The organism is Edwardsiella sp. EA181011 (genome assembly GCF_000800725.1).
Lineage (GTDB): Bacteria > Pseudomonadota > Gammaproteobacteria > Enterobacterales > Enterobacteriaceae > Edwardsiella > Edwardsiella anguillarum.
The window spans coordinates 2,260,607-2,286,171 of record NZ_CP011364.1 but is presented as its reverse complement, the minus strand read 5'-3'; the positions used below and the strand labels follow the sequence as shown (position 1 = coordinate 2,286,171).

At 58.7% G+C, this 25,565-nt stretch carries 17 protein-coding genes and 3 pseudogenes; 2 read left to right on the top strand and 18 right to left on the bottom strand.

Annotation, left to right across the window (positions count from 1 at the left end):
- Positions 1-308 precede the first annotated feature (308 nt).
- From tssE to QY76_RS17950, 18 genes and pseudogenes are all read right to left on the bottom strand, one after another.
- Positions 309-788: a type VI secretion system baseplate subunit TssE gene (gene tssE, locus QY76_RS10105; protein ID WP_034165887.1), complete on the bottom strand. Its 480-nt coding sequence runs from the start codon at positions 786-788 to the stop codon at positions 309-311.
- Positions 788-1,333 carry a type VI secretion system lipoprotein TssJ gene (gene tssJ / locus QY76_RS10100; RefSeq protein ID WP_034165886.1) on the bottom strand — a complete coding sequence of 182 codons (546 nt, stop codon included), beginning with the start codon at positions 1,331-1,333 and terminating at the stop codon, positions 788-790. Before tssJ ends, tssE begins: the two co-directional genes overlap by 1 nt.
- Complete coding sequence (tssG, locus tag QY76_RS10095; protein WP_045427264.1) at positions 1,311-2,396, bottom strand: type VI secretion system baseplate subunit TssG; 1,086 nt, start codon at positions 2,394-2,396, stop codon at positions 1,311-1,313. The genes tssJ and tssG overlap by 23 nt, the downstream gene beginning before the upstream one ends.
- Positions 2,360-4,114 carry a type VI secretion system baseplate subunit TssF gene (gene tssF, locus QY76_RS10090; protein ID WP_045427261.1) on the bottom strand — a complete coding sequence of 585 codons (1,755 nt, stop codon included), beginning with the start codon at positions 4,112-4,114 and terminating at the stop codon, positions 2,360-2,362. The genes tssG and tssF overlap by 37 nt, the downstream gene beginning before the upstream one ends.
- Before the next feature lie 48 nt (positions 4,115-4,162).
- Positions 4,163-5,329 (bottom strand): PAAR domain-containing protein, encoded by a 1,167-nt coding sequence (locus QY76_RS19280; RefSeq protein WP_051905109.1) that lies wholly within the window; start codon positions 5,327-5,329, stop codon positions 4,163-4,165.
- Positions 5,330-5,360: 31 nt separating this feature from the next.
- Positions 5,361-6,962: a type VI secretion system protein TssA gene (gene tssA, locus QY76_RS10080; protein WP_045427258.1), complete on the bottom strand. Its 1,602-nt coding sequence runs from the start codon at positions 6,960-6,962 to the stop codon at positions 5,361-5,363.
- Positions 6,962-10,427 (bottom strand): annotated as a pseudogene (locus QY76_RS10075) (ImcF-related family protein). The gene tssA and the pseudogene QY76_RS10075 overlap by 1 nt, the downstream one beginning before the upstream one ends.
- Positions 10,424-11,631, bottom strand: a pseudogene (locus QY76_RS10070) (hypothetical protein). The pseudogenes QY76_RS10075 and QY76_RS10070 overlap by 4 nt, the downstream one beginning before the upstream one ends.
- Complete coding sequence (locus QY76_RS10065; protein ID WP_144242841.1) at positions 11,616-11,888, bottom strand: hypothetical protein; 273 nt, start codon at positions 11,886-11,888, stop codon at positions 11,616-11,618. The pseudogene QY76_RS10070 and the gene QY76_RS10065 overlap by 16 nt, the downstream one beginning before the upstream one ends.
- An 86-nt stretch (positions 11,889-11,974) precedes the next feature.
- Positions 11,975-14,326, bottom strand: a complete 2,352-nt coding sequence (locus tag QY76_RS10060; protein ID WP_049648798.1) for a type VI secretion system Vgr family protein — start codon at positions 14,324-14,326, stop codon at positions 11,975-11,977.
- A pseudogene (tssH, locus tag QY76_RS10055) lies at positions 14,323-16,973 on the bottom strand (type VI secretion system ATPase TssH). The gene QY76_RS10060 and the pseudogene tssH overlap by 4 nt, the downstream one beginning before the upstream one ends.
- Before the next feature lie 177 nt (positions 16,974-17,150).
- Positions 17,151-17,642, bottom strand: coding sequence for a type VI secretion system effector Hcp (hcp, locus tag QY76_RS10050; RefSeq protein WP_045428371.1), 492 nt, complete (start codon positions 17,640-17,642; stop codon positions 17,151-17,153).
- Between the two features lie 5 nt (positions 17,643-17,647).
- Positions 17,648-19,378 carry an OmpA family protein gene (locus QY76_RS10045; RefSeq protein ID WP_049648797.1) on the bottom strand — a complete coding sequence of 577 codons (1,731 nt, stop codon included), beginning with the start codon at positions 19,376-19,378 and terminating at the stop codon, positions 17,648-17,650.
- Positions 19,375-20,064, bottom strand: coding sequence for a type VI secretion system protein TssL, short form (tssL, locus tag QY76_RS10040; protein WP_034166038.1), 690 nt, complete (start codon positions 20,062-20,064; stop codon positions 19,375-19,377). The genes QY76_RS10045 and tssL overlap by 4 nt, the downstream gene beginning before the upstream one ends.
- A complete protein-coding gene (gene tssK, locus QY76_RS10035) occupies positions 20,061-21,401 on the bottom strand; it encodes a type VI secretion system baseplate subunit TssK (protein WP_045428376.1) in 1,341 nt (446 codons plus the stop codon). Before tssK ends, tssL begins: the two co-directional genes overlap by 4 nt.
- Positions 21,402-21,418: 17 nt before the next feature.
- Complete coding sequence (gene tssC / locus QY76_RS10030; protein ID WP_049648796.1) at positions 21,419-22,966, bottom strand: type VI secretion system contractile sheath large subunit; 1,548 nt, start codon at positions 22,964-22,966, stop codon at positions 21,419-21,421.
- A gap of 33 nt (positions 22,967-22,999) precedes the next feature.
- Entirely contained in the window at positions 23,000-23,497 is a 498-nt protein-coding gene (tssB, locus tag QY76_RS10025) for a type VI secretion system contractile sheath small subunit (RefSeq protein ID WP_049648795.1), read from the bottom strand.
- A gap of 545 nt (positions 23,498-24,042) precedes the next feature.
- A complete protein-coding gene (locus tag QY76_RS17950; protein WP_158409690.1) occupies positions 24,043-24,594 on the bottom strand; it encodes a hypothetical protein in 552 nt (183 codons plus the stop codon).
- A 23-nt stretch (positions 24,595-24,617) separates the two neighbouring features.
- Here QY76_RS17950 and QY76_RS19275 point away from each other — a divergent pair, with 23 nt between their 5' ends.
- Both QY76_RS19275 and QY76_RS17945 read left to right on the top strand, forming a co-directional pair.
- A complete protein-coding gene (locus QY76_RS19275; RefSeq protein ID WP_034165339.1) occupies positions 24,618-25,136 on the top strand; it encodes a hypothetical protein in 519 nt (172 codons plus the stop codon).
- 182 nt (positions 25,137-25,318) lie between these two features.
- The gene (locus QY76_RS17945; protein ID WP_071844157.1) at positions 25,319-25,471 is read left to right on the top strand and encodes a Hok/Gef family protein; all 153 of its coding nucleotides are present in this window, start codon (positions 25,319-25,321) and stop codon (positions 25,469-25,471) included.
- Positions 25,472-25,565: the final 94 nt, after the last annotated feature.

The window sequence follows — 25,565 nt, the reverse complement described above, 5'->3', positions numbered from 1 at the left end:
CATCTCTTTCCCGTACGGGGGGCACCATCTCAGGAGCTCATGGCATGAACGTCAACATCAAACGGCGCAGCGGCGCCCCATGAGCGCCAGCCATCGGGTCAGTCCGAGGATGGCGCCTTTTCACCGGCAGCGCCGTAACGGGTACCGTCCGTTTCTCCATATTCAGTCCGGTATCCACCAGCCACGCCGCCATCCGCTTATGCAGCGACTCCCTTCTCAGACGCAGCATGGCGATATCCGCCGATGCCTATCGTCAGACGAGGCCGGGACGGGCTGCCTGGCCTGAAGCCTGTTGAGGCTCGGTGGCTTTATCGATATGGGGTTATCGGGCCTGACATGCGGGCTGCGGTGTCGAGATACCGCTGGTTCTTAAGGTGTCGAAGTAACACCCGTCCTTCCGGCATAAACGCCGTACCGTAGCGTACCAGTCCGATATCTTTGACTTCAGCATCAATGGCATAGCGCAGCTTCCCGGGCGTCTCTTGTTCCTGCAGGACCACGGCTATCGTTTTCAGGCGCGGTTCATACTTGAGCAACACAGCCGATAAGGTGCCCATCAGCTCATGGGCCGTACCGGGCATCCCCTGGAGGATTTTGGTCATGTCAGGCAGTCCATAGTCCGGCAGATGCGCCAGCGTCCCGGCGCGACAGTTAAGAATGCGCTGCATATTATCCAGCACCGACAGGATGACCTGATTCTCCTCGCTGGCTTGATGAAGGTCGAGGCCACCGGAAAAATGACCGATGAGCATCTCATACAGCGAAGGCGTGATATGTTCCCGGGACATCACTCCTCCTTCTGCGGTAGCAGCGTCAACCGATTGTTCCCCGCTTCCAGAACACGTGGCTTATCCGGATCGAGCTCTTCGCGTTGAATCACCTGCTGCCAGGCGTTGTTGATCATATCCGGATCGCGAAACAGCCCCACCACGGCCACGAACTGCGCCGCGTCTTCCAGCGGCATATCCAGATTGACATCGCCGCCCGGCGTCACCACCACATCACGGCTGGCCAGCAGGTCGGCTTTCAGAATACTGCTGTCATCCTGGAGCAGCTGCTGATAGACCGTCTTGTCAAAGATCTTGCGGTCTCTTAGCTGGTAAATCCGCACCACCAGCGGTTCAGACAGCGTGTTACTCTCACGGGAGTCGGTGTTCAACGCCTCACGCGCGGTGAAATCCAGGTGCAGCACCTTAATCTTTTTGTAGAACACAGCGTTAAACGCCGATTGGGTACCCTCGGTGACGCGTTGTGTCACCCCGCATCCCGCCAGGCTGAAGGCCATCAGCAGCATCAGCCAGCGCGCGGTTTTAGTAAAACTGATACGTAACACGTCGGTTTCCTTGTCGTGGTGTCGCGGGCTGCAGGCCGGTGTAGTAACCCAGCTCCGTCGTAAAGGTCTGCGGGATATCGTCCGGGAGATCTGCACCTTCGGCACCCAGAACGCCGTTCATTCCCAGCCAGAAAGGAGCTATGCCCAGCGGCGGCACAGCCAGCAGGCGGGCAGACGTGGTCAGGGTAATCCGGGCGTTGAAACGCCAGCCGAGATACACCCGCAGCATTACCAGAAAGTCTTGGTACAGCCGGCCATCCGGCTTCCACCCTTTCGCCTCCCATTCGTTATCCGTCGTGAGCGCAACCAGCAGCTGGCTGCCCGCATCCATCGCTTCGTCCCCCAGCGGCGTATTGCCGTCCAGCAGAAAATCGTCATTATCGTAAAAACCTAGCGGCTGGCTGATCTCCACCGGCCGCAGGCAATACGGACTGACCAGTACCGTAGTATCGGGTGCCAGCAGGCTGACCAGCGCCTGCATCCCCTCCTGGGTTTTACCTGGCTGACGCAGTACGCCAAGCAGCGCCAGAAAACGCGACACCGGCGTGGCGATATGCTCTGCCGTACCGGGAATGCCCAGGCCCACCAGCCCCAGCAACGAGCGCGAGATGCTGTCGGTACCGCCTGGCTCAAACGTGGCCGGGTAGGAGTACTTACGCCAGATGCGGTAAAACTGCGTCAGGATGTGATGGCCGAAGATATCCAGAAACCCCTGAAGAGCCTCATGCCCTTCCCGGCGCTGGGTGATGTCATCGAGATACGCCGTCGGCAAAGGCGAGTCGACGCCGTATATCCCCATAAAGGTGGTACGGATAACCGGCGGCTTACCGTCGTCGTCCTCGTCATATTCAACGGCCTTCAGTTCGCTGACCGGAAATCCCATCCCCGGATGCGGTGCAAACCGCACCGGATCATCCGCGAGATGGCTGGTCGATCCCATCAGCGGCCCGCCCGGATTACGTTTCTCCAGCAGCTGACATAAACGGTAAAAGTTGATGCGGTGCAGGTCGGCTTCCAGCCGCGGAGTCAGCCGGGAATGCGGCGGTTGTGCTTCTCTTGCCATTCCAGGCGCTCTCCGGTCGGTTGCAGAATGATAATCAGGCGGTTAAACAAGTAGATGTCGGTGTAGAGTGCGAAGAAGCGGCTCAACATCTCGCCAAACAGGCAGATATCGCCGCGTCCGGCAAAGCCGTGGCTGTCCAACGTGACGTCAATCTGCACGCCACGCAGCAGGTAGCCCTGCTCGAAGCGTTCTATTTCGCTGTGCTTCACGTCGATAATCGCCTCCAGGCGACGGCGGTTCATCTCGCTGTCGGTCCACTCGTACAGCGCCAGGGTGCCGCGCAGCACCTCGGCGTTATCCATCATCGACAGAAACCCGCTGCCGAGGTGGCTCAGCACGCGCCAGTGGAAACGATCCCGCGCCGGTGGATAGCAGGGCAGCGTCGGCGCGCACAGGTTGCGCACGGCGATGCTGGCCGAGGTGGTTTGCATCACCGTATCGAGCACGGTACTCTGCAGCGCCCGCCGCGGCAGCTGGCCGTTGGTGCCGGTGAGCGTCAGGGACAGGCTTTCGTCCTCCGGTACGGTGTGATTATCGAACGCCTCACCGCCGAGGATAAGCCAGGTGTTATGCAGCCCGGACGGGCCTCGGCGCACGCGGGTGTGGTAGTAATATTCCGGCGCTTCGTGACGCATCATTCCCCCCTTGTGGCGGAAGCTCGAAAACGGCACGTAGGTATGCTGGCTCGAGGACATCACCGAATCCACGGCGTAAATCTCGGTATGACCATCCTGTACGCGCATCGGACGCAGCATGTATTCGGTCTGCAGGGAGTTGAGCGTCAGGGGGTCAGACTCCAGCGGGAACAGGTTAATCACCGGCACACAGTGCAGGCGCAGATGTTTTTCGGTAAAGCGGAAATCATGCTCCCAGCGTTCCGCCAGCGCCACGTCGATTTCAAACCAGGAGAGCTCAGCCGGAAGGGCCACGGTCTCCAGCCCGCGCAGGCCGGTGAACATGAACTTCTCACAGAAGGTGAAATACTCCAGCAGCAGCTGATAGCCGCGAAAGCTGCTGCTTCCCTTCGGCCACAGATCATCGTCATTGCCAAAGCCGAGCGCGCTGAAATACCCGTCCAGCGGCCTTCTCTCCATATCACCCGGCATCCGCAGCCAAAGGCGTGCAGCGTTGATGGTAAAGGCTTCGTGCATGGCACAGGCCAGCGGCGCATCGGCGTTAAAGTAAAACGGGATCTGGCTGAGGTCGACACGGCTCCAGTCGGCAAGAGAGCTGCAGTTGAAGCGCAGCGTGATGACCGAACCCCCATCAGGGTCGGTCGACAGGCGGGCGTACTCCAGCGACAGCGGCTGAAGGGTGATCTCTTTGGTCGTGGTGTACCGACAGCGCGTACCCTTCTCACCGATCGGCCGCGAGTTCACCCCGAAGCCTTTGACAATACGCATCGGCTCCTTCATCCCGCGCCAGTCGGGGGTGATCTCCACCACCGACATTGACGGAATGGTGCGCAGGTAATGCGGCCACAGCAGGCTGACCAGCCCTTCGGTGAGCTCCGGCAAGTCATCATCGAGCTTCTCACGCAGGCGCCCCATCAGGAAGGCAAAGCCCTCGAACAGGCGTTCCACGTACGGATCGCGCGCGCCCGCCTTATCGAGATTGAGCATGGCCGCCTGCTCGGGGTGAGCGCGGGCAAACTCTTCGCCAGCCTCCAGTAGGTAGCGCATTTCAGCGTCATAGTAACGCAGGGTTAAGTCGTCCATTAATAAGCCCAACGGATAATAAATCAATAAACGGAGAAACCAATAGGATTAAAACTCGCTTCTTTTATTTACCAGAATAACTGGAGGCGACTTCATTCGTTTTGATAGTTTCTCAGCAAGTAATATATGAAAAGGGTTGTTATTGTCATCAAGATGCGCATCTCCTATTGAAATCAGCCGGGTTAAATCCGGCGCCTTGGTGATCTCTTCCGCTAAACGTTCGGCTAAGTCTTCATTCACAAACAGGTCTCGCCATTGCCCCGAGATAATACTCACCAGCGCCATAACATCCTGCTCCGGCAAGGGGCCTGCTGCCGCGACGAGATTATTGATATGTTTTCTGACCGTTACCGCCAGGTCTGGAGTGATGGCGTTCAATCCGTCTGCAAATTGTTGTCCCTGCAATTTTAATTTTTTCGCCTCTGCCGCTGTAAGCGGTGTCAGACCGCCTATTTTTTCAATTAATTTTTCATATATCGCCGTTGAGGACTCCCCCATCACCTCATTCTCCCATGGGGTGACAATGTCTTTTTTAAAGAAGCTTTTCTTTTGCGTAAGATATGGCGGCAACGCCCCGGGTGTTTTGTTCCGAAGAGACCACCCTGACTGCGTATATTCGACATACAACCGCAGCTTCCCTTTGCTAAAGGCGGAAAGGACACCGGGCATATGCTGAGAATAGATGAAAGGAGGTTTCCGATGCCCGTCACCCGCAATGATCACTTTGGGTACATCGGAGTCGACAAAACTCCGGAAAGCCAGGTTTTTAAGCGGCTGCATATCCGTACCGTAATAAGCCAGCCAGCCGCTGAGTTGCTCATCAGGCTTATCGGCCTCAGCGCTGACACACGGTTCCGGGCCAGCCGTCACGGCTGGGCTTACCGTCGCCTCTGCTTTTTCCTCGGCTGCGTTCGTGGCTATGCCCGAACCCGATGATTTCTCATAGGTATCCTGCATCATCGACGGAATAAACCTCGCCTTGCAGGGGCAGGTGCTGTAGCTGTCGAGGGTTCCGGCCATCCGCCTGCCGTGAATGGTATCGTTGTCGATGCCGCCGGCTATCCTATACAGTCCCACATATTTTCCACAGGTCACGCTGTCCTGCTCGCGGGCAACAGGTTTATCAAACAGCGTGTGATCCTCTGCGCCCGTGGTGATCCTCCCGCCGCAGGTCGTTTTATCGCCCTGCACCAGATAATAGCCTGTTACCGGCATATGTTTCCCCTTTCGCTGAATTCACTCCGGGTTACCCGCAAAGCACCGCACTGCTGACCGGATCGAGCGCAATCAGGCCGGACAGAAGCAAATCCATCTCGGGCTGAAGCCGCAATTTATCGGTTTCGCTGCGGGTGGCTTTCATGCGCAGCAGCCTGAGGCGACGCGATTTCACCTCAAACAACAGCGCCGGTATCCACTGCGTGAGCGTGATGGCCTGTGCGGTACTCTCAAGCTCACCCAGCAGATGCAGTGCCAGCTCATTCCGGCCCCTCTGCTCCGCCACGCGCGCCATCAGCAGGCGCAGCAGCCATTTGCCTTTTGTGGAGTCCGCGCCTGGGCGTGTCTGTAGCCAGTGGAGCGTGGCATCCAGACCCTCCGTGTCCGCTTTCTCCAGCGCCTCCGGCTCAAGGGCCAGGATATCGTTATCCGTCTCACTGACGGCGCTGACCGGCGCCTCACGCCAGCCGGATATACCGTCCAGCACGCTCTGTTTTATCCAGTTCAGGGTGATCTCATCGGCAAACGGCGTACCGTCATTAAAGGCCAGCGTTTCAAGCCCGGAGAGCCGGCGCAGCAGCCCTTTCAGATCGGCGGTGATAATCTCGGCCAGCACCTCCTGCCCTGACTTCACCAGGGCCTGGTGGGTATACCACTGCAAATCCAGCCAGAGGTGATTGGCGCCGCGCGAGAAGGTGCTGTCCACCTGCGCCAGCATCTCCGGCCAGCTCTGCTGCAGGTACAGGCGTTTGAGCATGGCTCGCTGGTCAGCCCGCGGCGGCTCAATGCGCGTTTTCCCCTCGGCATCCGGCGCCGGGATAGCGCTCAGCGTGTCATGGCGCAGGCTTTTCATCAGCCGGTGTGCGGCGAGCCAGCCCGCGGGCTGTTCTCGCAGATACCCCGCCAGGGTGCGGGCCTGAGCCAGCAAATCCTGACCGGAGGTGATACGGCTCAGGCGCGGTGCGTCAGGCTCGGCCGTGTGTAATGGGGGCGGCGGCGGAGCCTGATGAGCGGCATTCTGCGGCACCACGGCATCCACGCCACCGGCTTTCATCAGGCGAGACTCCAGCGCGCGGTACAGGGCACTCAGCTCCGGCCGTGACGCCTCCGGCTCGGCCTCCAGGCTGTCGCGGATAAGCAGCAACGCACCGACAGTGCGCAGGGCCTCGTCGCGTACCACCTCCGGCCAGCGTGACAGGCCGTCGAGAACACGGGGGCCTGCAAGCCACTCCAGCGCCGATTTACGGCTCCGCTCACGCTGCGGATGAAGCTGCGCGCCATAGCGCTGCAGTAACCCCGCCAGCAGTGCAAGCCCCTCAGCGAAGCCGGCTTCGCCGTCCCGGTGCAGACGCGCCCAGCAATAATAGGTCGCGACCCGGATATCTTGCGCCGTGCGGGTCAACAGCCTCTCGGCCAGCTGGCAAATCAGCCCGGTATCAACGCCGGAAAGCCTGTCGACCTCCTCACGAATGCGCTGAAAATCATCGTCATATCCCGGATCCTCTCCTGTTGGACGGCTATCGCTGACCGGGGCAAGCCAGGGGTGCCAGCTTTCCGTGAGCGCCTGCGCCTGCTGTCGCAGCTGAACTTCATCCACCTGACAGGCGGCGATCAGATTCGGCAGCGTGCCCATTATTCGACTCCGTCCATGTCACTCTCTTCCGCGTCGGCCATCCGCGCCGGAGCCGTGGCCACGCTGTCGACGTTGAAGATCTGATCCGGCAGCGTGAAGTTGCGCAGTGCCAGTAACGCCAGTGGACCGCTGCCCAGCTGCGAGCGCAGCACCCACCGTAGGGTGGATCCATCCGGCGCGCTGAAGCTCATCATCCACCGGCTGCGGTCCAGCGGCTGTCGTTTACCCTCTCCCAGCCAGCGAATAAAGCCCCAGGTTCCACTGTAGTCCCCGAACAGACGCGCTCCGGCGCTGACGGTGGTCCAGGTCAGCATGGTGCCCGGCGTGTAAGTGTCTCCCGGCCAGCGGAAGGGCTGCCAGTCGGCCATCTGGTTAAAGTAGTGCAGCTTTTGTCCGTCGATGATCAGCTGAGTCTCCACCACCTGCGGCGCCGGGCGTGCCTGCAGTTCAAAGCTGATGCCCTGACCGCCGTCGGTAAACAGGATGTCCGACAGCTGGCTCAGCTGGTTAATGGCGCGCAGGAAGGCCGGATTAAAGCTTAGCCCCTGGCTGTTGACCTTATCCGCTACCCATCGGCTGCCCTCTTTGTGCAGCACGCCGCTGAGCTCTGCGGTCAGGAAGCGTTCAATACGGCCGCTGTCTTTGCGCACAAACTCGGCCAGCATCGGTAAAGAGGCATCACTTTTGCTGTCAGCAAACGGGAAACGGCCGTCGAATGCCGTGTGCCAGTTCGCCACCACGGCGCGGCGCCATTTGTCATTCAGGCTCGCCGCCGACGGCTGAAGCACGGTCTCCCAGGCCTGGGTCAGCGGCTGAACAAACACGGTGCTGCCAAAACCGCTCCACGCTTCGCCCAGGCTTGCCGCAATCAGGCTGCCATATTGCTGGGTGTCGCTCAGGTCCACGCTTTTGCCCTGGAATACGGTCTGCGCCAGGGTTTGTAGCATCGCCTGCGGGTCGGAGGCGCTGGCCACCTGTTGCAGGCGCAGACGCACGCGGGTGATGCGGGTCAGATACGTCTGCAGGCTCAGTGAGTTGTCGGCCGACATGAGGTTGCTGCCGTTGTTTTTACCCAGCAGCTGAAGCAGCGGACCGAAGGTGTCATCCAATGGCCCCTGCAACTCCGTGGCAGACGGGTCAATCGCTGGTGTCTCTTCCCCCCCATCAGCGCCTTAGCCGATGAGACGATGGAACTCGAAAGGCCTTCACTTTGCTGGCCGGCCTGCCCCTGCCAGGCGACGGTATTCATCAGGGCAATCAGTGGCGACTGGCGGACGTCGCTCATCAGCGCCAGCTGGTCTGCGACGTCCGCAATGTTGTTCGCCGGGTTAAGCCGCAGACTGTTGAGAAAGTTCAGCCAGCTGCCGGCGAAGTCGGTGAAGTAACGTTGCAGCAGGCGCGTTTTCAGCGCTTCCGGCGCCAGCTCAGCGGGTACTGACGTAGCGGCATCGCTCAACACCCAGTCGATTGCATCGCGTCGGGAAGTCGCGGCTTTCTCGATGGCCTGCTGTATCCCCCTTCCCACGCCTGACGAGTGAACATGCCCGGCACCACCGCCTCGGTGGTGAAGAGTCGGCGCGCATCGGTGCCGCGAGTCATGTCTTCCAGTGACACGTCGGCGAAGTTACGACGCACCGAGTTGAGCATGTTCTCATACAGCGTGCCGTCGGCGTTGCGCCGTCCAATTTGCTGCAGCAGCACCTGACGGCTCTGGCTGACCCGTTGCGCATCCGGCGCGATTTTCCACCGTGGCTGCTCGGGCAGTTCGGCGATGTAGAATGCCCACAAAGTCGGCGACAGGCTTTGCCACAGGCCGGTTGAGATGCCCATGCGCGTCGGCTGCACGGATTGCATGGTCTGCGCGAAAAACGCACCGTCGGCTTTATCCGGACGGGACATCATCAGCCAGGCTTTCAGCTGGTCATAGCCCGGCTTTGCCAGCTGTGCCCGCAGGGCGCTGCTGGGCGCTGAGTTTACCAGCGCGCTGAGCTTCTGCATCAGGGCGGCATATGCCGGGTCGCGTATCAGGCGGTTGTTCGCCACGCCGTACCAGGGCAGCATCGCGTCGAGCAGCTGCGGGCTATGGTTCAGGCCGAAGCGCTGATACCATGGCGTCTCCTCCCGGACATGATGCAGCAGGCGACCGGCGTCATTACGCAGATCGTGCAAGGCCACCAGCTGTGCATCGGAGACGGAAGGATGCGCCACCAGGTATCGGGCTTTTGCCGCCACGGAAGATATCTGGCCGGAGTTCAGCGCAAAGGCGAGCAGCAGCCCGGCGCCCCAGACGCCGATGATCGCCATCATGGCCCAGGCCAGCGTCTGTTCCCACGCCCTACCGACCCGGCGACCACGAATACGGGTGCAGCGGTCAACGATACCCTGCCAGGTCACCGGCAGGGTCAGCGCATGGCGTTGTGACTCCGGGACATATTTCTCAGCGCCGGCGCTTCTCTCGAAAATATCAGCGGGTTTATTCTCCAGCAGGCTGAACATCAGGCCCCGCAGCGAAACGCGCTGCTGAGCGTCGGAGAGCCATGGCCGCAGTTGCTGAGCCCAGCGGGCGATACCGCCGTCTTTCAGGCGCTGCCCCAGGCGCAGCAGGAAGTCGTGGCTATCGTTATCAGCGATCTGACTCACCCCCTGCGCCCGCAGCGTCGGCAGCATCAATTCAAGCTGGCGGGTAATATCTTCGGCTTTCGCACGTAGCGGAAAACAGGCCCCTACCGTCTGTTCTGTGCGGTTAGTCTGCGACCATGGACTGTCGCACAGTTGCCACAGCCAGACCGGTGCGGAATAACGCAGCAGCTCGCTGATTTTTTCCAGCCCGCGTAAATCGTTGTCACTGATGTGTGGTGTCAGGTGAAGCGACGCCGGCATGACACGGACAATACCGTCCAGCGGGCGTCCGCGACGCAGCCTGCGCAGCGCCGCGTATTTTTCATGGTCGGGCTCCGATATCAGACTGCCGCCATAAATCAGAACGGTACGGTTACCCTCAAGCCACTGCCGCTGCTGCAGGCCGGGAACCAGTTGCTCAATCGCGGCGGCGTCGCCCGTCACCAACAACAGGCGGGCTTTTCCACGCCAGTAAAAGCCAACCCGTGAGCGTAGGTGGGCCCGTATCGCTCCAGACATCACCCCCGCCGGAGACTCAGGGGGGTGTTCACTTTCCCTTTTCGCCCCCTCGTCATCGCCATTTGTCGCGTCGACGAGAGCATCAAACGCCGTTTTGCCGGCACTGAGCGCGGCCCACAGGAGCGTAACCAGCATAATAAATGTGCATCCGCTAATGCAGCACCCGCCAATAAGCCAGTAAGTCTGCTGCGGACTCCCCCTCTCCAGCCCGGCGATGTCCGGATACCGCCAGACCATAAACGTCATTGCGGCAAGGAGTAAAAAGAGAATGAATACGCCAGAAAGATAGCGCCCTTCCGTCGTCTTCGGTGCCAAAGGTAGCGTCACGGATCCATCTCCTGTCGGGAAGCCATCGGGGTAATGAGCGTGCTCCACAGCGCATTCTGCGTGGTGTCGCCGCAGATAATCATCTGGGGTGACTGCGTTTGCCGTGCGATTTCAGTGGCGGCCGCGATGGCCAACCAGGGCGCAGCGGCGCCGGCATATCCCATCGACATATCGAGTGAAATCACGGCTTCGTCCTCTACGGACTGCGCAGGATGCGCATTCTGGCACGCGATCACTTCTGCGCGCTGCGCCCCCGTCAGCCCGGCAAGCCATAAATTTTTCACGATATTCTCTTTGAGCGGGACGTTATAGGCGGCCATGTTCATCCCCCGCACAGCTCACCCGGAGGGGCCGCATCTGGCCGGTGCAGCAGCGCGAGGGGGTCAATAGCCTGCTGCGTCAGGCGGTTGCCCAGAAGCAGGGCAACGGCGGCTTCCGCCGTGTTGTTCGATATAACCGGATCAACCTGGAGGCCAATAATCAACAACATCGCCTCATCTTGGATTCGGTGATCCAGCCAGTGGCTGACGCCCCCCGGACCACGGCTGTCCACATACTCAACCGCGCAGGCTATGCCGCTCTCCTGCCAGGCTTTCTGCCAAATCGCCCGAACAGTAGGGCATGACAGAGATGACGAGACATCAAGGATGACCGCCAGCGCGGCATTTTCAGGAAACTGGTCGGCGGGCAGATCGGCAATGAGCGCTGAAAGCAGGCGTGAGACGAGCCGCTCAGGCGTCTCATCCGGTCCCGCCCCGATGCGGCTCATCCTGTTACTCTTCTCGTTTTTCCAGTCCGACTGAGAAATGATAATGCTGTGGTTATTGCGCATTTCAACGGCGACAGAACCTGGTTCGCTCTCCTGATGGGCTGTGATAAATGTCGTATTCAGTATCTGAAGCGCACGGCGCGCTCGGCGGGTCTCACGCAAGATCCATTGTTCCCGACGTCGGTCAAAAGCATTCGCTTTACTGTCCTGTAATGACCAGCCCCACAGACGAATACTGAAACTCACGATCCACACCACGACAGGGGTCCCCATAGCAATCAACCCGAAGTGCTTGTTATCGATATAAACTCCCAATATCCGCATGAGGATCACGACAATGACCAACGGTATCGCCAGAGCCGCAAGCCAACGTGATATTTTCGGTGGTGCCGATCGAGGATGACATTCGGGAGGATTTTTCAGGGAATACGGCATTTCTCTTGCAACTCATCTTTGTCGTAACCATAAGTGTTATCTGATTCATCCCATATCAGATTGGGTTTATCGGCGTTGAGGTTCTGCGGTGCCAGATCGCGTCTGGCGACGCGTGTGCGCAGTGAAACGATGAACGCCTCCGCAATCGCTCGCACGCGCTCGGCCGCGCCTCCTGCGGCAGTCTGGCAAATGTAGCTCCCGCCCTGCCACGCGCCATGAGCGTGAACCGGGTACCCACGACGATGAACGTCAGTCATGCCCCTTTCGAGGCAGGCCGCATCCGTTACATGGGCCGCTCTCGCCTTCAGAGGCGGTGGGCCGATCATCATCGGCCAACACCCCGTCATGAAAAGCTGCATTTACTGGAGGACTCTGCGGTTTCAGGCGCCATGCTCGGAAACGCTACCTGCTTGCTGGCCTTTTCTTTTCGTCCGTAATACCCGGCCTTGGTCAGGTATTCACCCTGAGTGGCTGATTCAATGCCATTGGCATCGAGGGTGATATAGCTTCCGCCCCCGTTAATCGTGACCTGTTTTTTGGCAATGATTTCGATGCGATCTTCGGTGCTGACGACGCGGATCTCTCCACGGGCGAGCAGCTCCATCAACGCATTCTGCGCCTGGATCCTCACCGGCCCCTGGTTGGCGATGAGCTTGATCCCCAGCTTACGGACGAACACACTCAGGGCATTACCGACCCCGATAAACAGATTTTTCACCACGCTGACGTCCGCATTTTTACCGGCAGTGGCAATCAGATTCTGGCCGGCCGATACCTGTAGGTGCTGTCCGCTGGTCAGCGCCATCCCATCCGGCGCGCTGAGCAGCAGCACCGATTTTTTGAGATCTGTCAGCTGCTGCTCCAGCAGTGTGATTTGCGCCCGGAGATCCGCCGGGGTCGTGGCCGCCTTCTGCGCGTCATCGGAGATGGAGGTCATCTGCTCCCGAGCGTCACCCAGATTGCTGACCGCCGGCTGCATCTCCAGCGCCGCCCCCTGCGCCATCGTCTGACCGTCAGCGCTGATGAAGATCCCTTTCTGCGCCCGGATGGCTCCCCAGCTATCGCTTCTGAGCTCAAAGCCTTCACCGCGCTTCTGGCGCTCAACATCCACCAGATGGCCAAGGTTCAGCTGGCTCTTGCCGCCGTACTCGGTTGAGAGCTTGATATGCTCCTGATTTTCCGAGTCATCCAGGCGGAGTTTGTTGTTTTTGGGGGTGCGCAGGACGTTGCGTTTGTAGTTCTGAATGGTGACGTGGTCGCCGTGCGCCGAGTCATGAAGTACGCCGGAGATGTACGGCCGGTCCGGGTTACCGTCCTCAAAGCTAATCGCCACTTCGGTGCCCGCCAGCAGCGGCAGGTGCAGGCCATAGGTGTCACCGGCATAGGGGCGCGACTGGCGCACCCACAGGCTTTCAAAACCGGTCTCCCAGTTATCGCGGTCGAACAGCATGTTGACGCGGTAGCGGCCATCGCGGTCGATATGGCCGTAGGCGTCATTTTCGGTGGTGCTGGTAACGCGGGCCGGCAGCGTGCCGGCCATCACCGGACGGTCACCGGGGGCCGGGCGGAAGCCAAAATCGGGGCTGTCCGGGATACCCTCAAAATTCACACCAAAATCTTCATCACGGCGCGCATGGCTGCGCATCGCGGTGATGACCACGCCATGCGCAAACACGTCTGCCACCTCATAGCCGCCGGTGACCTTTAACAGCATACCCGGGAACAGCGTCGGGCAACTGGTGATGGCGTGGGTTTGTGTCTGACCGTTCAGGTAACGTTCGTGGCGAATACGGGCATAGAACGCCCCGGATTCCGGGGCCGGATGGCGGTCGTATTTACTGCCCGGCGTCAGGTAATTGTCGGCATAGTGATAGGCATCACCGTAGGTAGTGGCGTCCCCCCGGGTCACATCGACCTGGGTGTTCATGTCCTCGTTTGCCGCACGGTAGTTGTAATCACAGGTGCTGACCTGCTTCTGCACCACGTGATGATGGGTCTCCATTCCCCACACCGAGTCCACGCCTGCCGAATGCTGGCCCGACGGCGGCACCGACGGCAGGGTCAGCCCTTTCTCATAGCCCTGCGGGCCGTCGTAAAACTCCACCACATCGATATTGAGGCGCATATCGGTGGTAAAGCGGAACCAGATGCCCACCTTACCCAGCAGTCGGGTGATGAAATGCAGATCGTCCTCGCCGTACTGCATCACCTGCTCGCGGCGTGGATAGTCCTGCGTCAGCGAGAACAGAAAATCTTGGCCGCGCATGCTGTGGCGCTCGCGCAGAATTTTTTCAACAATCTGCGGAACCGACATGTCCTGATAAATGGCGTTCTGGTGTGAACGGCTGAGCAACGCCAGGCGCGGCGTCAGCGTCAGGGCGTAATGGGTTTCGTCTTTTGAGGTACCGAGGCGTTCAAAACCACTGACTACCCCCTGAATCACGCGAACGGCCTGTTGCACCTTAATGCCGTAGCCCTGATCCACCGGTGCCTGCAGCGTCAGGGAAGCGGCTTTCATCAGCATCATTTCCTTGCTGATGGCATGATCTGCACTGGTGAACTCAATACGGTAGCTAAACGGTTGACTCAGGGCCTCCATCCCCTCGAAAGCCAGCACATCGAGCGCTGCCTCACATCCCTTCACCGCTAACAGGTGATGGCTATGGCTGAATCTCATCGGGGGAACATGGCTCATGCGCACGTCCCCTGCATCCGGTCAAACGCCAGTCCGATCCCCTCTTCCTCACTCCAGCTAAGACGTAACGCCTGAGGTTGCTGTTTTACGGCCATATGACTCAGCAGCTGCTGACTCAGCACCGGCAAAATCTGCTGGTTGAGCAGGCTGTCGACGTTGCGCGCCCCGGTGTCCGGCAACAGGCAGGCGGCGGTCAGCGTGTCATACAGGCTCTCGTTGATATGGGTGGTCAGGCCGTAATGGCGATGCAGGCGTTTGCTCACCTGGCTGAGTTTCATCTCCACGATGGTGCGCATGGCTAATTCTGCCAGCGGACGGTAGATAACTGTCTGGAAACGGGCCAGCAGCGCGGGCTGGAAGTGGTCACGTAAAGTCGGGCGCAGCAGTTCGTGCAGGTCGCTTTCGCTGGCACCTGGCTGTTCATCCAGCAGCTGCATCAGGTGGTCGCTGCCGAGGTTCGAGGTCATCAGAATAACGGTATTACGGAAGTCGATTTCACGCCCTTCGCCGTCGCGCATAAAGCCGCGGTCGAACACCTGATAGAACAGGTTTATCACGTCACGATGGGCTTTTTCCACCTCATCCAGCAGCACCACACTGTACGGGCGCTTGCGCACCGCTTCGGTGAGAATACCGCCCTGGCCGTATCCCACATAGCCCGGAGGCGAACCTTTTAGCTGGGAAACGGTATGCGCCTCCTGGTATTCGGAGAGGTTGATGGTAATCAGCGATTTTTCACCACCGTACAGCACATCGGCCAGCGCCAGCGCGGTCTCGGTTTTCCCCACGCCACTCGGACCAACCAGCAGGAACACGCCCTGAGGGCCGTTCTCAGACGTCAGGCCGGTTTTCGCCGCGCGCAGGCGCTGGGCAATGGCGATCAGCGCCATGTCCTGCCCCACTACGCGCTTACCGATTTCAGCTTCCAGGGTCAGCAGTTCGGTCTGCTCGTCTTTCATCAGTGAAGACAACGGAACGCCGGTCCAGTCGGCAATCACGTTGGCCACGGTGCGGGTGTCTACGTCCACCTGGACCAGCACATCACCCTGCTGTGCCTGCTCCAATTGCTGTTGCAGGCCAGTAATTTCAGCCTGCTGACTGATGTCCTGACGGCTGGCCATCAACTGCTGTGCTAGCGCCTTTTCGTTGCTGAAACGTGCTTCCTGCTCCTCGATACGCGCTTCCAGTTCAGTCCGCTGCTGCTCAATGACACCCAGGCGGTCACCATGACGGTTGCTGCCTGCGGCAATGTCTTCCAGCAGCGCCTGCTCTTCCAGCGCCAGTGCATTCAGCTGCGCTTTCAGACGCACAATTTGTTCCGGCACCGTGTCGAGACTCATTCGCACACGGGCAGAGGCGGTATCCAGCAGGTCAACGGCTTTGTCCGGCAGCTGGCGTCCGGTCAAATAGCGGCGCGACAATGTGACCGCCGCGCGTACCGCGTCGTCAGTGATATGTACGCCGTGGTGTTCGGCATAGCGGGATTTCAGGCCACGCAGCATCAGGCAGGCGGTCTCGTCGTCTGGCTCGTCCACTTTCACCATCTGGAAGCGGCGCTCCAGCGCGGCATCACGCTCGAAGTACTGCTTGTACTCGCTCCAGGTAGTGGCCGCGATGGTGCGCAGTTCGCCGCGGGCCAGCGCCGGTTTCAGCAGATTGGCGGCATCCGCACCGCCCGCCGGGTTACCCGCCCCGATAATGGTGTGGGCTTCGTCGATAAACAGCAGGATGGGCACCGGCGACTGCTGCACCGCATCGATGACGTTTTTCAGACGCTGCTCAAATTCGCCCTTTACGCCTGCGCCCGCCTGCAACAGGCCAAGATCGAGGGTGCACAGGATGACCGGTTTGAGGATTCAGGAACGTTGCCCTCGGCGATGCGCAGCGCCAGCCCTTCAACCAGGGCCGTTTTGCCGACACCCGGCTCGCCGACCAGGATCGGGTTGTTCTTGCGACGGCGCGAGAGAATATCCACCATCTGACGGATTTCCGTGTCGCGACCAAACACCGGGTCGATTTTGCCCTCTCTGGCCTTGGCGGTGACATCGAGGGTGAATTTATCCAGCGCGTTCTGCAGCGCAGGCGACAACTCGCCTTCTTTGCCTTCAGAAACGCCGACCGGGCGGCCCACGAACTCAACCGTATCGCTTTTGGCTAATTCTTCATCCAGCTGCACATCCGGGCGTTCGTCTGACTGCGCATCAAGCAGCGGACGCAGACGCTCCAGCTGACTCTGGCCGAGGGTCAGCAGCGGCCACAGGCCATCGCAGCGCACCAGTTTTGGCCTATCGGCCAGCGCCATCAGCAGATGCACACTGCGGATATGCTCTTCGCCATTAAGGGAGGCAATCAGCCAGGCTTCCTGCATCAGTGTCTGAATGCTGTTTGAAAGCTGCGGGCGACTGCAAACAGAGCGGGGAAGTGAATCCAGCCAGCCGAGCAAATCCTGCCACAGCGCATCCATATCCCACTCATAACGGCGGGCCAGCACCGTCAGGTCACCCTCCCCCTGCTCCAGCAGCTTCAGCAGCCAGTGCTCAGGCAGGATTTCCGCATGGGTGCGGATCTGGCAGAGCGAGGCCGCCCCCTCCATCGCACGGGCGCAGTAAGGGTTTAGGCGACGTAACAGAACGGCTGGATTTTCCATGAATTGATCTCTTTGTCGGTTCCTGGACACGCTACCGCCCCTCACTATTTCCCGTTCAGGGGACCAAAGCGCACACGGTCGGGCTGGCAGTTTGTGGTTTTCTTTGCTCAACGCCCGCGCAGACAGACGTTGAGCAAAAATGGGAAAGCGGACAGAGAAACGCTGCCCGCTGGTGACTTACGCGGTAGCGCGTTCGCTCCAGGAGTCGGAGTGAATGATGTTGCCGTCTTTGTAGGTCCAGGTGATTTTTTCGTAACGCAGTTCGATCTGCTCAAGGTGGTTGTGTTTCTCGAAGGCAGGATCCTTGATGTCGTGCATCTTCGGAGCCACTTTCACCACCTTCACGTTTTTCAGTTTGGTGTTGAAGTACTCCACTTCCTGGCCCGCATCGTTGATTTTGTACCACTTGAATTCCGCAGACTTCAGGGTCTGCCCGGTGGTCACCGCCTTGTACAGGTACGGGCTGGACGAGTCGATTTCCTTGGTGAACAGGAATGGGGTGTGGATACGGGTGCCGGTCAGCTTGCCGGTGTTGTTATCGGTCGGGATATACAGGTTATGCTCCTGGGCCACCACTTCGATGCTGCCTTCGCGATCCTGCACGTCCACAGACCCTTTAATGTCCGCACCGCCGTCGTCCTTCAGCCAAAGATAAACAGGAATTGCCATGAGAGTTACTCTCCATTTGATTGTGATACGTCATCATCCTGCGATGACGCTGGGGTTTCGCCGGGTATCTGACAGGCATTAGCCTGCGGTACCAGACTGATTTCGACACGACGGTTAAGTGCGCGCCCTTCCGGGGTGTCATTGGTTGCGACCGGGCGGCTTGCGCCATAGCCCTGCACCGCAAAACAGCTTTCCGGCACATCGCCAGTGTCACGCATCCAGTCGCGTACCGCTTCGGCACGCTTCAGGGACAGCATCTGATTCAGTTGAGGGCTGCCGGTGTTATCGGTGTGACCACTGACGACAATCAGCCAGCCCGGCTTCGCCTTGATGCCGACCAGTGAGTTCACAAGCCATTTGGTGGAGCCGGTTTTCAGTACCGATTTGCCGGAATCGAACAATGACATGCTGTCGAGGCGGACAATTTTCGGTACCGGTTTAGGTTTCGATACCCGTTTGGGCGTCGGCTGCGCTTCAGATTCAAACGGCGGGGGCACATAAGCATGGATCGCATCCAGTAGCGGCATTCGCAGACGCTCACCCTGATATAAACCGAGGCTCAGACGGGGCGGTATCCCGTTGCGCGCCAGATTATCCAGCGCTGCCGCATCGTCACGCAGGACAGCAACGGCGTCGGCTTTGGGGCCGAAATCATGCATCGGGATACGGTCGTAGCGGGCAATATCAACGCTCACACGCTGCAGCAGCTGGCGATTGTTCCAGCCACTACTGAGCAGCGCTGCAATCGCCGCCAGCGTAAAGAGCCCGAGCACACCGCGCCATGTTCGCCCACGCGGCGTCAGGCCTCGCCCCTCCGGCAGCAGCGGCAGGATAAAATCTGGCAACGGGGAGATAACCGTACCGTTCGTTCCCAGCGGCTGCCAGCCCGCCACCTGCTGCATGGCGGTGTGGCGGGACAGCCACGCGGTCCAGGCCGATGTGGCCAGACTTCCGGCAAGGATCGGCCCCATACCCCACAGCTCCGCAACAGGTATAATGGCAGGAACATCGGAGTTCTCATCCATAAAGACAGCTTTGACGTGTTGATGGAACCAGCTCATCAGGCTGTTCATCAACACCTGTTGCTGCATCGCAGGCGACCCACCGGCGGTGACCCATGCAGCGATGGAACCCGGCGCCGAAGACGCACGCCAGACTCTCACGCCTTCCCCTGGGATAGCCGCCTGCCAGAGCAGATCATTCGTCATCGCGCTGCCAATCTGACCATGCAGGACCAGCGGCACAGAATGACCCGTCTCTTTACGCAGCCGGCTGATTTGCCAGCGCAGGGCCAGCAGGCAACGGGTTAGATGCCCGCTGTCGGCGTATTTCTGCGGACAGACGCTGACCATCACCGACAGCTGATCTCCCCAGCCAGGGCGAAGCCATAACAGCTGACGGGCTGTCTGCTCCAGATCCTGAGGGCTCTCCACCCGGATCCAGCACCCCTGGGTGACGGTCAGGACCTGAGATTGCCCGGGCCAGGCCTGGGGGAGATCCCCACAGACCAGCACCACTGGCTGGCGATACGTGGCGTCAGGCAGGTCGTCGGGGCGCAACGTCGATTCATGCTCTGCACGCCGGCTGGCCACAATCCAGCACGCCAGGATAACCCCCAGCAGCGCCAGCAGAAGCAGCATGGAACCCCCTCGGGATCCCGGCAGAAAACCCAGACAGATCACCGTACTCAGCAGGGCGGCCCACAGCGCAAGTCCGCGCTGTTGTGCCGGACTCATTTCACGACTCCCGGCAGCAGGCTCAACAGCATCTGATCCAGCCAGTGATCCAGGCCCCACCAGAGTGCGGCGACCGCCAACATGCTCAAAGCAATACTCACGGGCCATGACGCCAGCCAGCCCCCCACGCCCCATCCAGCACGGCTTTCCGCCAGCACCGGATGGGACGCTGGATAGCGGAACGGCGTGACATGTTCATTGAGTGCATTGACGAGTTTCTGACGTTCCGGGTCATTCTGAGAATGGAAACTGCCCAGGAAACCCAGCATCATCACACGCTGGAAGCAGGTCACAACGGCATGATCAGGCGCCGGCTCACGCAGCACATCACGCATCCGATCGCACAGCGTATCGCCGGCATCCATGGTGCCGAGAAAATGTCCCTGCAGGGGAATGTCATACCACTGCACACAGGCGTCATCCTCCACGCCGCGCCCCTTGACCGTCTCATCAAGCAGCGCACATTGCGCGGCAAGAATGTGCTGACAACCCGCCTCATCCAGCTCACGCGCTTTCAGCTCTTGCTGGACCCGCTCCACATCAGCAATACAGCGCTCCCACAAGGTGCGCCCTTCGCCATCCTGGAATGTCGGGCCGTGACGCAGGCTGATGACCTGCAGCCAGGTATCCTGCAGCAGGGCGTCAATATCGATGGACGCGGCCGCGCCGCGTTTACGCTCACTCATGTTCTCAATACCGCAAAGAGTTCAAGCTCAGGCTCGCCGAGCATCCCCGGGACATAAAACATACAGCTGCCGCTTTGCAGCATCTCGGTGGCCAGTGGGTGTGTCACATCGAGGCTGAAATACTGATTTTCCAGGCGCAGCGGAATGGCGGCCGGCACATGACGTAGCGGCGCCAGAGGCACACCCACCCGTGAAGAATTGACGATACTCCTGACATGATCGGGACTACCGACCTTGCACTGACGCGGGAACTGTTCCTGTAGCTGAGCCGCCGGCATCGATGAACGTACGGAGAGATAGTAATCAGCCCCTTCGCGCAGGCGCGGGTCATGCAGACGGGCATGCCAGACGTGAAGCCGGGCATCGTGCTCAAGCTCAATCGACACCACCCGCGACGGCAGGCTGGCTTCCAACAGATCGCCCAGCAAATCAAACAGCGGCGGAAAAACGTTATTCAGCTGCTCATGCTGCCAGACAGGAATAGCACTCACCTGGTGCTCCAGTGAGAAGGTCAACAGGCTGCCCGCAAGGCGCGCCAGCTCCGGATACAGACGCTCGGGCGGGCTTTGCGGGTGACACTGAAACTGCCCCAGCACCGGCTCCGCGCTGTTTAGGGCATTGAGCAGCCAGAACAGGGAGACGTCCGCCACGGCAAAATCCGCCATGCGCTCGTTACTTTCCCTGCGCATGGCCATCAGGCGACGGCGGCGGGCGCGCAGCTGCGTCATCAGTTGCTCCAGTTGGGTCACCAGCCAGCGACTGCCCTGGATGGTAAGGAGCGGGGGGAGATACGCCTCACTAAGCGCCCAGCGCCCCTGTGAATCCTGCCGCAGACGAGCGACCGGGCAGATCAGGTAATCGCTGTTGTTCTGATGGATGAAACGCAGCGTCAGCTCCGGCTGCATCACCGCAATCTGGCGAGTATCCTCCCCGAAGGTATTGCGGACATCCCGCCAGCGCTGGCGATAGCGAACAGGGCGCCCGGCCACCTCATCGGGTTTAAGACAGTTGCCACCATTCGCCCGCAGCAGCGGAAGGGCCAGAACCACCACCACTTCCTGTGATTCACCCTCAAGCGCCAGCGCCGGCGGCAGGTCGTCAGCATTATCCGTATCGATAAGCGTACCGTCCGGAAACCGGATATGCAGGTGGCGGGCCTGCAGGCGGCCCAGTTTCAGTGCATCCGGTTCAAAAACGGCATTTATCACGCCCCAGGGCTGTGCAAGACCCAGCCGGGCAATACATTCCGCAGACCAGGCCGTGTATGCGGCCTGTTGCTGGAAGTGCTGAGGAGAGACCATAACGCCCCTGCCCCATAACGGTTGTTCCGTTTTCATCGGCTTCCTGCCTTAGCTTATGATTTCGCCTTCGGCATCTGAGAGACCAGTGACAGGTTGACGTCCATCCCTTCCACCTGGAAGTGCGGGACGGCGTACAGCTTCACACGGAAGAAGCCCGGGTTATCTTCAATGTCCTCGACCACCACTTTGGCATCGCGCAGCGGGTGGGACGCCTGCAGCTCGTCGCCCGGATCGGTCATTTCGGTGACCAGACCTTTCACCCAGGTGTTGAGTTCCAGCTCCAGCAGACGACGGTCTTTGGTGGTGCCAATATTTTCACGCTGAATCAGCTTCAGGTAGTGGGCAATACGTGACAGCAGGAAGATGTATGGGAGACGCGCATTAATGCGGCTGTTGGCCGTCGCATCGGCGGTATCATACAGCGCCGGTTTCTGGGTGGAATTGGCCGAGAAGAAGCAGCTGTAGTCGCGGTTCTTGTAGTAAGAGAGAGGAATGAAACCCAAATTGGCGAACTCAAATTCACGGGTTTCCGGGATCATCACTTCGGACGGGATTTTCACCTGGCTGCCGGTGCCCAGATCGTAAAGATGGATTGGCAGGTCCTGAACGGCACCACCAGCCTGCGGGCCACGGATCTGTACACACCATCCGTTGTTGATAAAGCTGCGCACCATGTTGGCCGCGAAGGCAAACGAGGCGTTGGTCCACAGATATTTGTTATGGTCCGGGCCTTTGACCTCTTCCACATAGTTAAAGCTGCGCACCGGCACGGTGTCCGGGCCATACGGCAGACGCCCCAGCACGCGCGGCATTACCAGGCCGATATAGCGGGCATCGTCCGTCTCGCGAAAGGATTTCCACTTGATATATTCGGCGCGGTCAAAGTGGTTACCGATATCTTTAATGGCCGCCACCTCCTCCATCGAATCCTTGAGGAAAAATTTCGGGCCGGCCGCGCCGATAAAGGGCATATGGGCAGCGGCAGAGACTTTCGAAATATTGCGCAGCAGGGCAACGTCCTGCGCAGAGGCATCAAACTCGTAAGCAGAAATCAAGGCCGCAATCGGCTCGCCACCCGGCGTATCGTATTCATCGATATAGGTGTGTTTATACAGCCCGCTCTGGATAATCTCCGGACTGTCTTCAAAATCCTGACGCAGGTCGTCTTTAGACATATCCAGCAGTTCAACTTTCACATTCTGGCGAAAATCGGTTTTATCGACCAGAGATTTAACGCTGCGCCACAGGCTTTCTACCGCCTGGAATTCTCCGCTGTGCATTATCGCATCCAGCTGACGGCTAATCTGGTAGTCCAGCTCAGCGATATGATGGTCAATCAGGTTTTTGTCGAGTTTCTCAACTTTTGAACCCGATTTTTTCAGGCATTCCAGAAATACTTGCATCCCGGCCGTTAACCGCTCATCTGCCGTCGCATCGGACATCGCCTGCGCGTCCTGCCAGATATCCAGCGCGCTCAGCGCGGAGACCGGGCTCAAATTGATTTTTTCAAACAGCGACGCATAAACCCCGCCAGCGACAGGGTGTTCGAGCACCTCGCTCTTACTACCCGCGATATTTTCATTTTGTACAGACATGAGCATTCCTTGATTAATCCGTTATAACATCGTGAGGGGTTAAGGCTGTTTTGGAGCCAGAGCGGATAGCTCGCTCCTGAGCTCTGCGCTTAACGCCGGATCCCGCAGAATTTTTTCCAGCTCTTTTCGGAAAGTCTGGTTATCCAGCAGGTTCGCCTTTAAATCACGAAGTAAATTACGCATGGAAAGCATGGCCTTCAGCTGGGGAATTTGCCGTGAAACCTGCTCTGGAGAGAAATCCTTCATGCTCTGGAATCTCAGGCTGATATTATCTTCGCCAGCGTCATCAGCAAGGGGATTTTTAACGGTAAGATTAACCTTTGGGGAATATTCGGAAAGCACTGCGTCAAAATTGTTTTTATCTAAATTAACCTTTTCGCGCTCAAACAATGGTGCAGACGCCTGACCATTACTGAAGTCACCCGCGATCAGCAACTTCAAGGGGAGCTCAGTCTTTTTGCCTGCGCCACCGGTATGCAGGTCAAGTTTGAGATTAATGCGCGCCTTTGGCACTTCGTCCTGGAAACTTCCTGCCATACACCCCATCCTATTTATATAAATAACGGGGCAAAAAATCGCCCAGCGCCGTCTAGATTAAAGTCTAAGCATTAATCAGTATTTCAACGACAAAAGCAAGCATCGACTATATTTTTCAGACTTTCTATTTTTTATTGTTGGCGCTCTATCAGAAGCGCTGATACTTTATCGAAAATTCATAAAAAAGAATACCAGGCTTATTAATTTTATATTTATTGACTATTTATTTGTGGACGCTGATGACAAACACATTGTGTTTTAATGGGTTGTATTGAATAACTCGAATTTTTACTGAGTTGAAGGATCAGATCGCGCATTATCCTGCAGCATAGAGCATCCCGTAGCAAAGCAGAAGTTCAGATCTGGCGAAGCCTGGAGAGATAACGGACGGACGTAGCGATCGATCGCGTCAAGGCGCTCAGGGAAAGCGCCGGGGTCGTACAGCGGGAGGATGCGAGGCAGGCGAAAACCCAGGGTAAAAGAAGACCATCCGTAGCATCAGCGACGGCCCATTTAGCGCGACGCGCGCCCGCGGATTGAGCGACTCAGCGATGCCAGGATAGACGAGGATGGACGCTCTGGCTCTGGCTCTGGCTCTGGCTCTGGCTCTGGCTCTGGCTCTGGCTCTGGCTCTGGCTCTGGCTCTGGCTCTGGCTCTGGCTCTGGCTCTGGCTCTGGCTCTGGCTCTGGCTCTGGCTCTGGCTCTGGCTCTGGCTCTGGCTCTGGCTCTGGCTCTGGCTCTGGCTCTGGCTCTGGCTCTGGCTCTGGCTCTGGCTCTGGCTCTGGCTCTGGCTCTCTGGCTCTGGCTCTGGCTCTGGCTCTGGCTCTGGCTCTGGCTCTGGCTCTGGCTCTGGCTCTGGCTCTGGCTCTGGCTCTGGCTCTGGGCTCTGGCTCTGGCTCTGGCTCTGGCTCTGGCTCTGGCTCTGGCTCTGGCTCTGGCTCTGGCTCTGGCTCTGGCTCTGGCTCTGGCTCTGGCTCTGGCTCTGGCTCTGGCTCTGGCTCTGGCTCTGGCTCTGGCTCTGGCTCTGGCTCTGGCTCTGGCTCTGCAGGAGACAATTGAAAAGGAAGTGATGCGGATGATCAACAAATACTCGCACTCTCCCGGTAAAGGAGAAGCAAAATGAATAACACCATTCAGGCTAGCCCACACTCTTCGGAGGAGAGCAGCATCCCCAATAAGACAATCAAATTGCTGACCAGATATAAAATTTCATCCAAACATGTAAGAGCCTGCGTGAAGCTGGAATTTTCTTCATTATCCGGCGAGATAGCCACCCACGAACCACCTGAGCGAACGCCAATAACCCACGGTCTCATCGTCAAAGAATGCAGGATACCCCCTGCCCCAAAATTCCCCACCAACCCACGCCTGCACTGGGGGGTTGGGAAGGTTCCAAAATTTCACGCTTTTCAGTTCATTGCAGTTTTAGACGATCGCATCGGGATCGCGCCACTCAGCGACAAAACGAGGGAAACCTTACAGAGTGCGGTCTACGCATTTTTTGGGACGCATTGGAAAATTGCAAAAATGATCACAGGACGATCGCGCAAAACGACCGTGAGGGCACAGCGGCATCAGGTGCGAAACTCACGTGAAATCGGCAGTGGACTACGCGGCGGCAGGATGCGTATGTGGTGATTATTTGCGCAGAATAGGGAAAGGCGATAGATTAGCCGCGGGTGCCTTGGACTTGTCTGTCCGGGCAATCGGCAGGCAAAGAAAAAGCCCCACCTGACGATAAATCAACGTGGAGCTTCTCTCATGCCTAGACAACGTGAGAATAGCCCACTTACTCGCCAAAAGGCAAGGAGAAGCAGGCTATGGAGCCACAACAACCAGCGCTGATTGCGCTAATCGTTATCAGTATCACGCTATTAGGCGTACTGCTGCTGACAAAGCAAAATCTCTGCGACGTTAGCTTCCGAAGCGGCAAAGTGGAGATAGTGGCTCACATGGCCTACGGATCCGAGTAAGTGAGCGACAGGGGCGGTTCGCCGCCCCGATCGCATTGTCGAGCGCATGGCCCCAAGGCACCCAAACCTCAGTAATACAAAAAGCCCGCAGGGA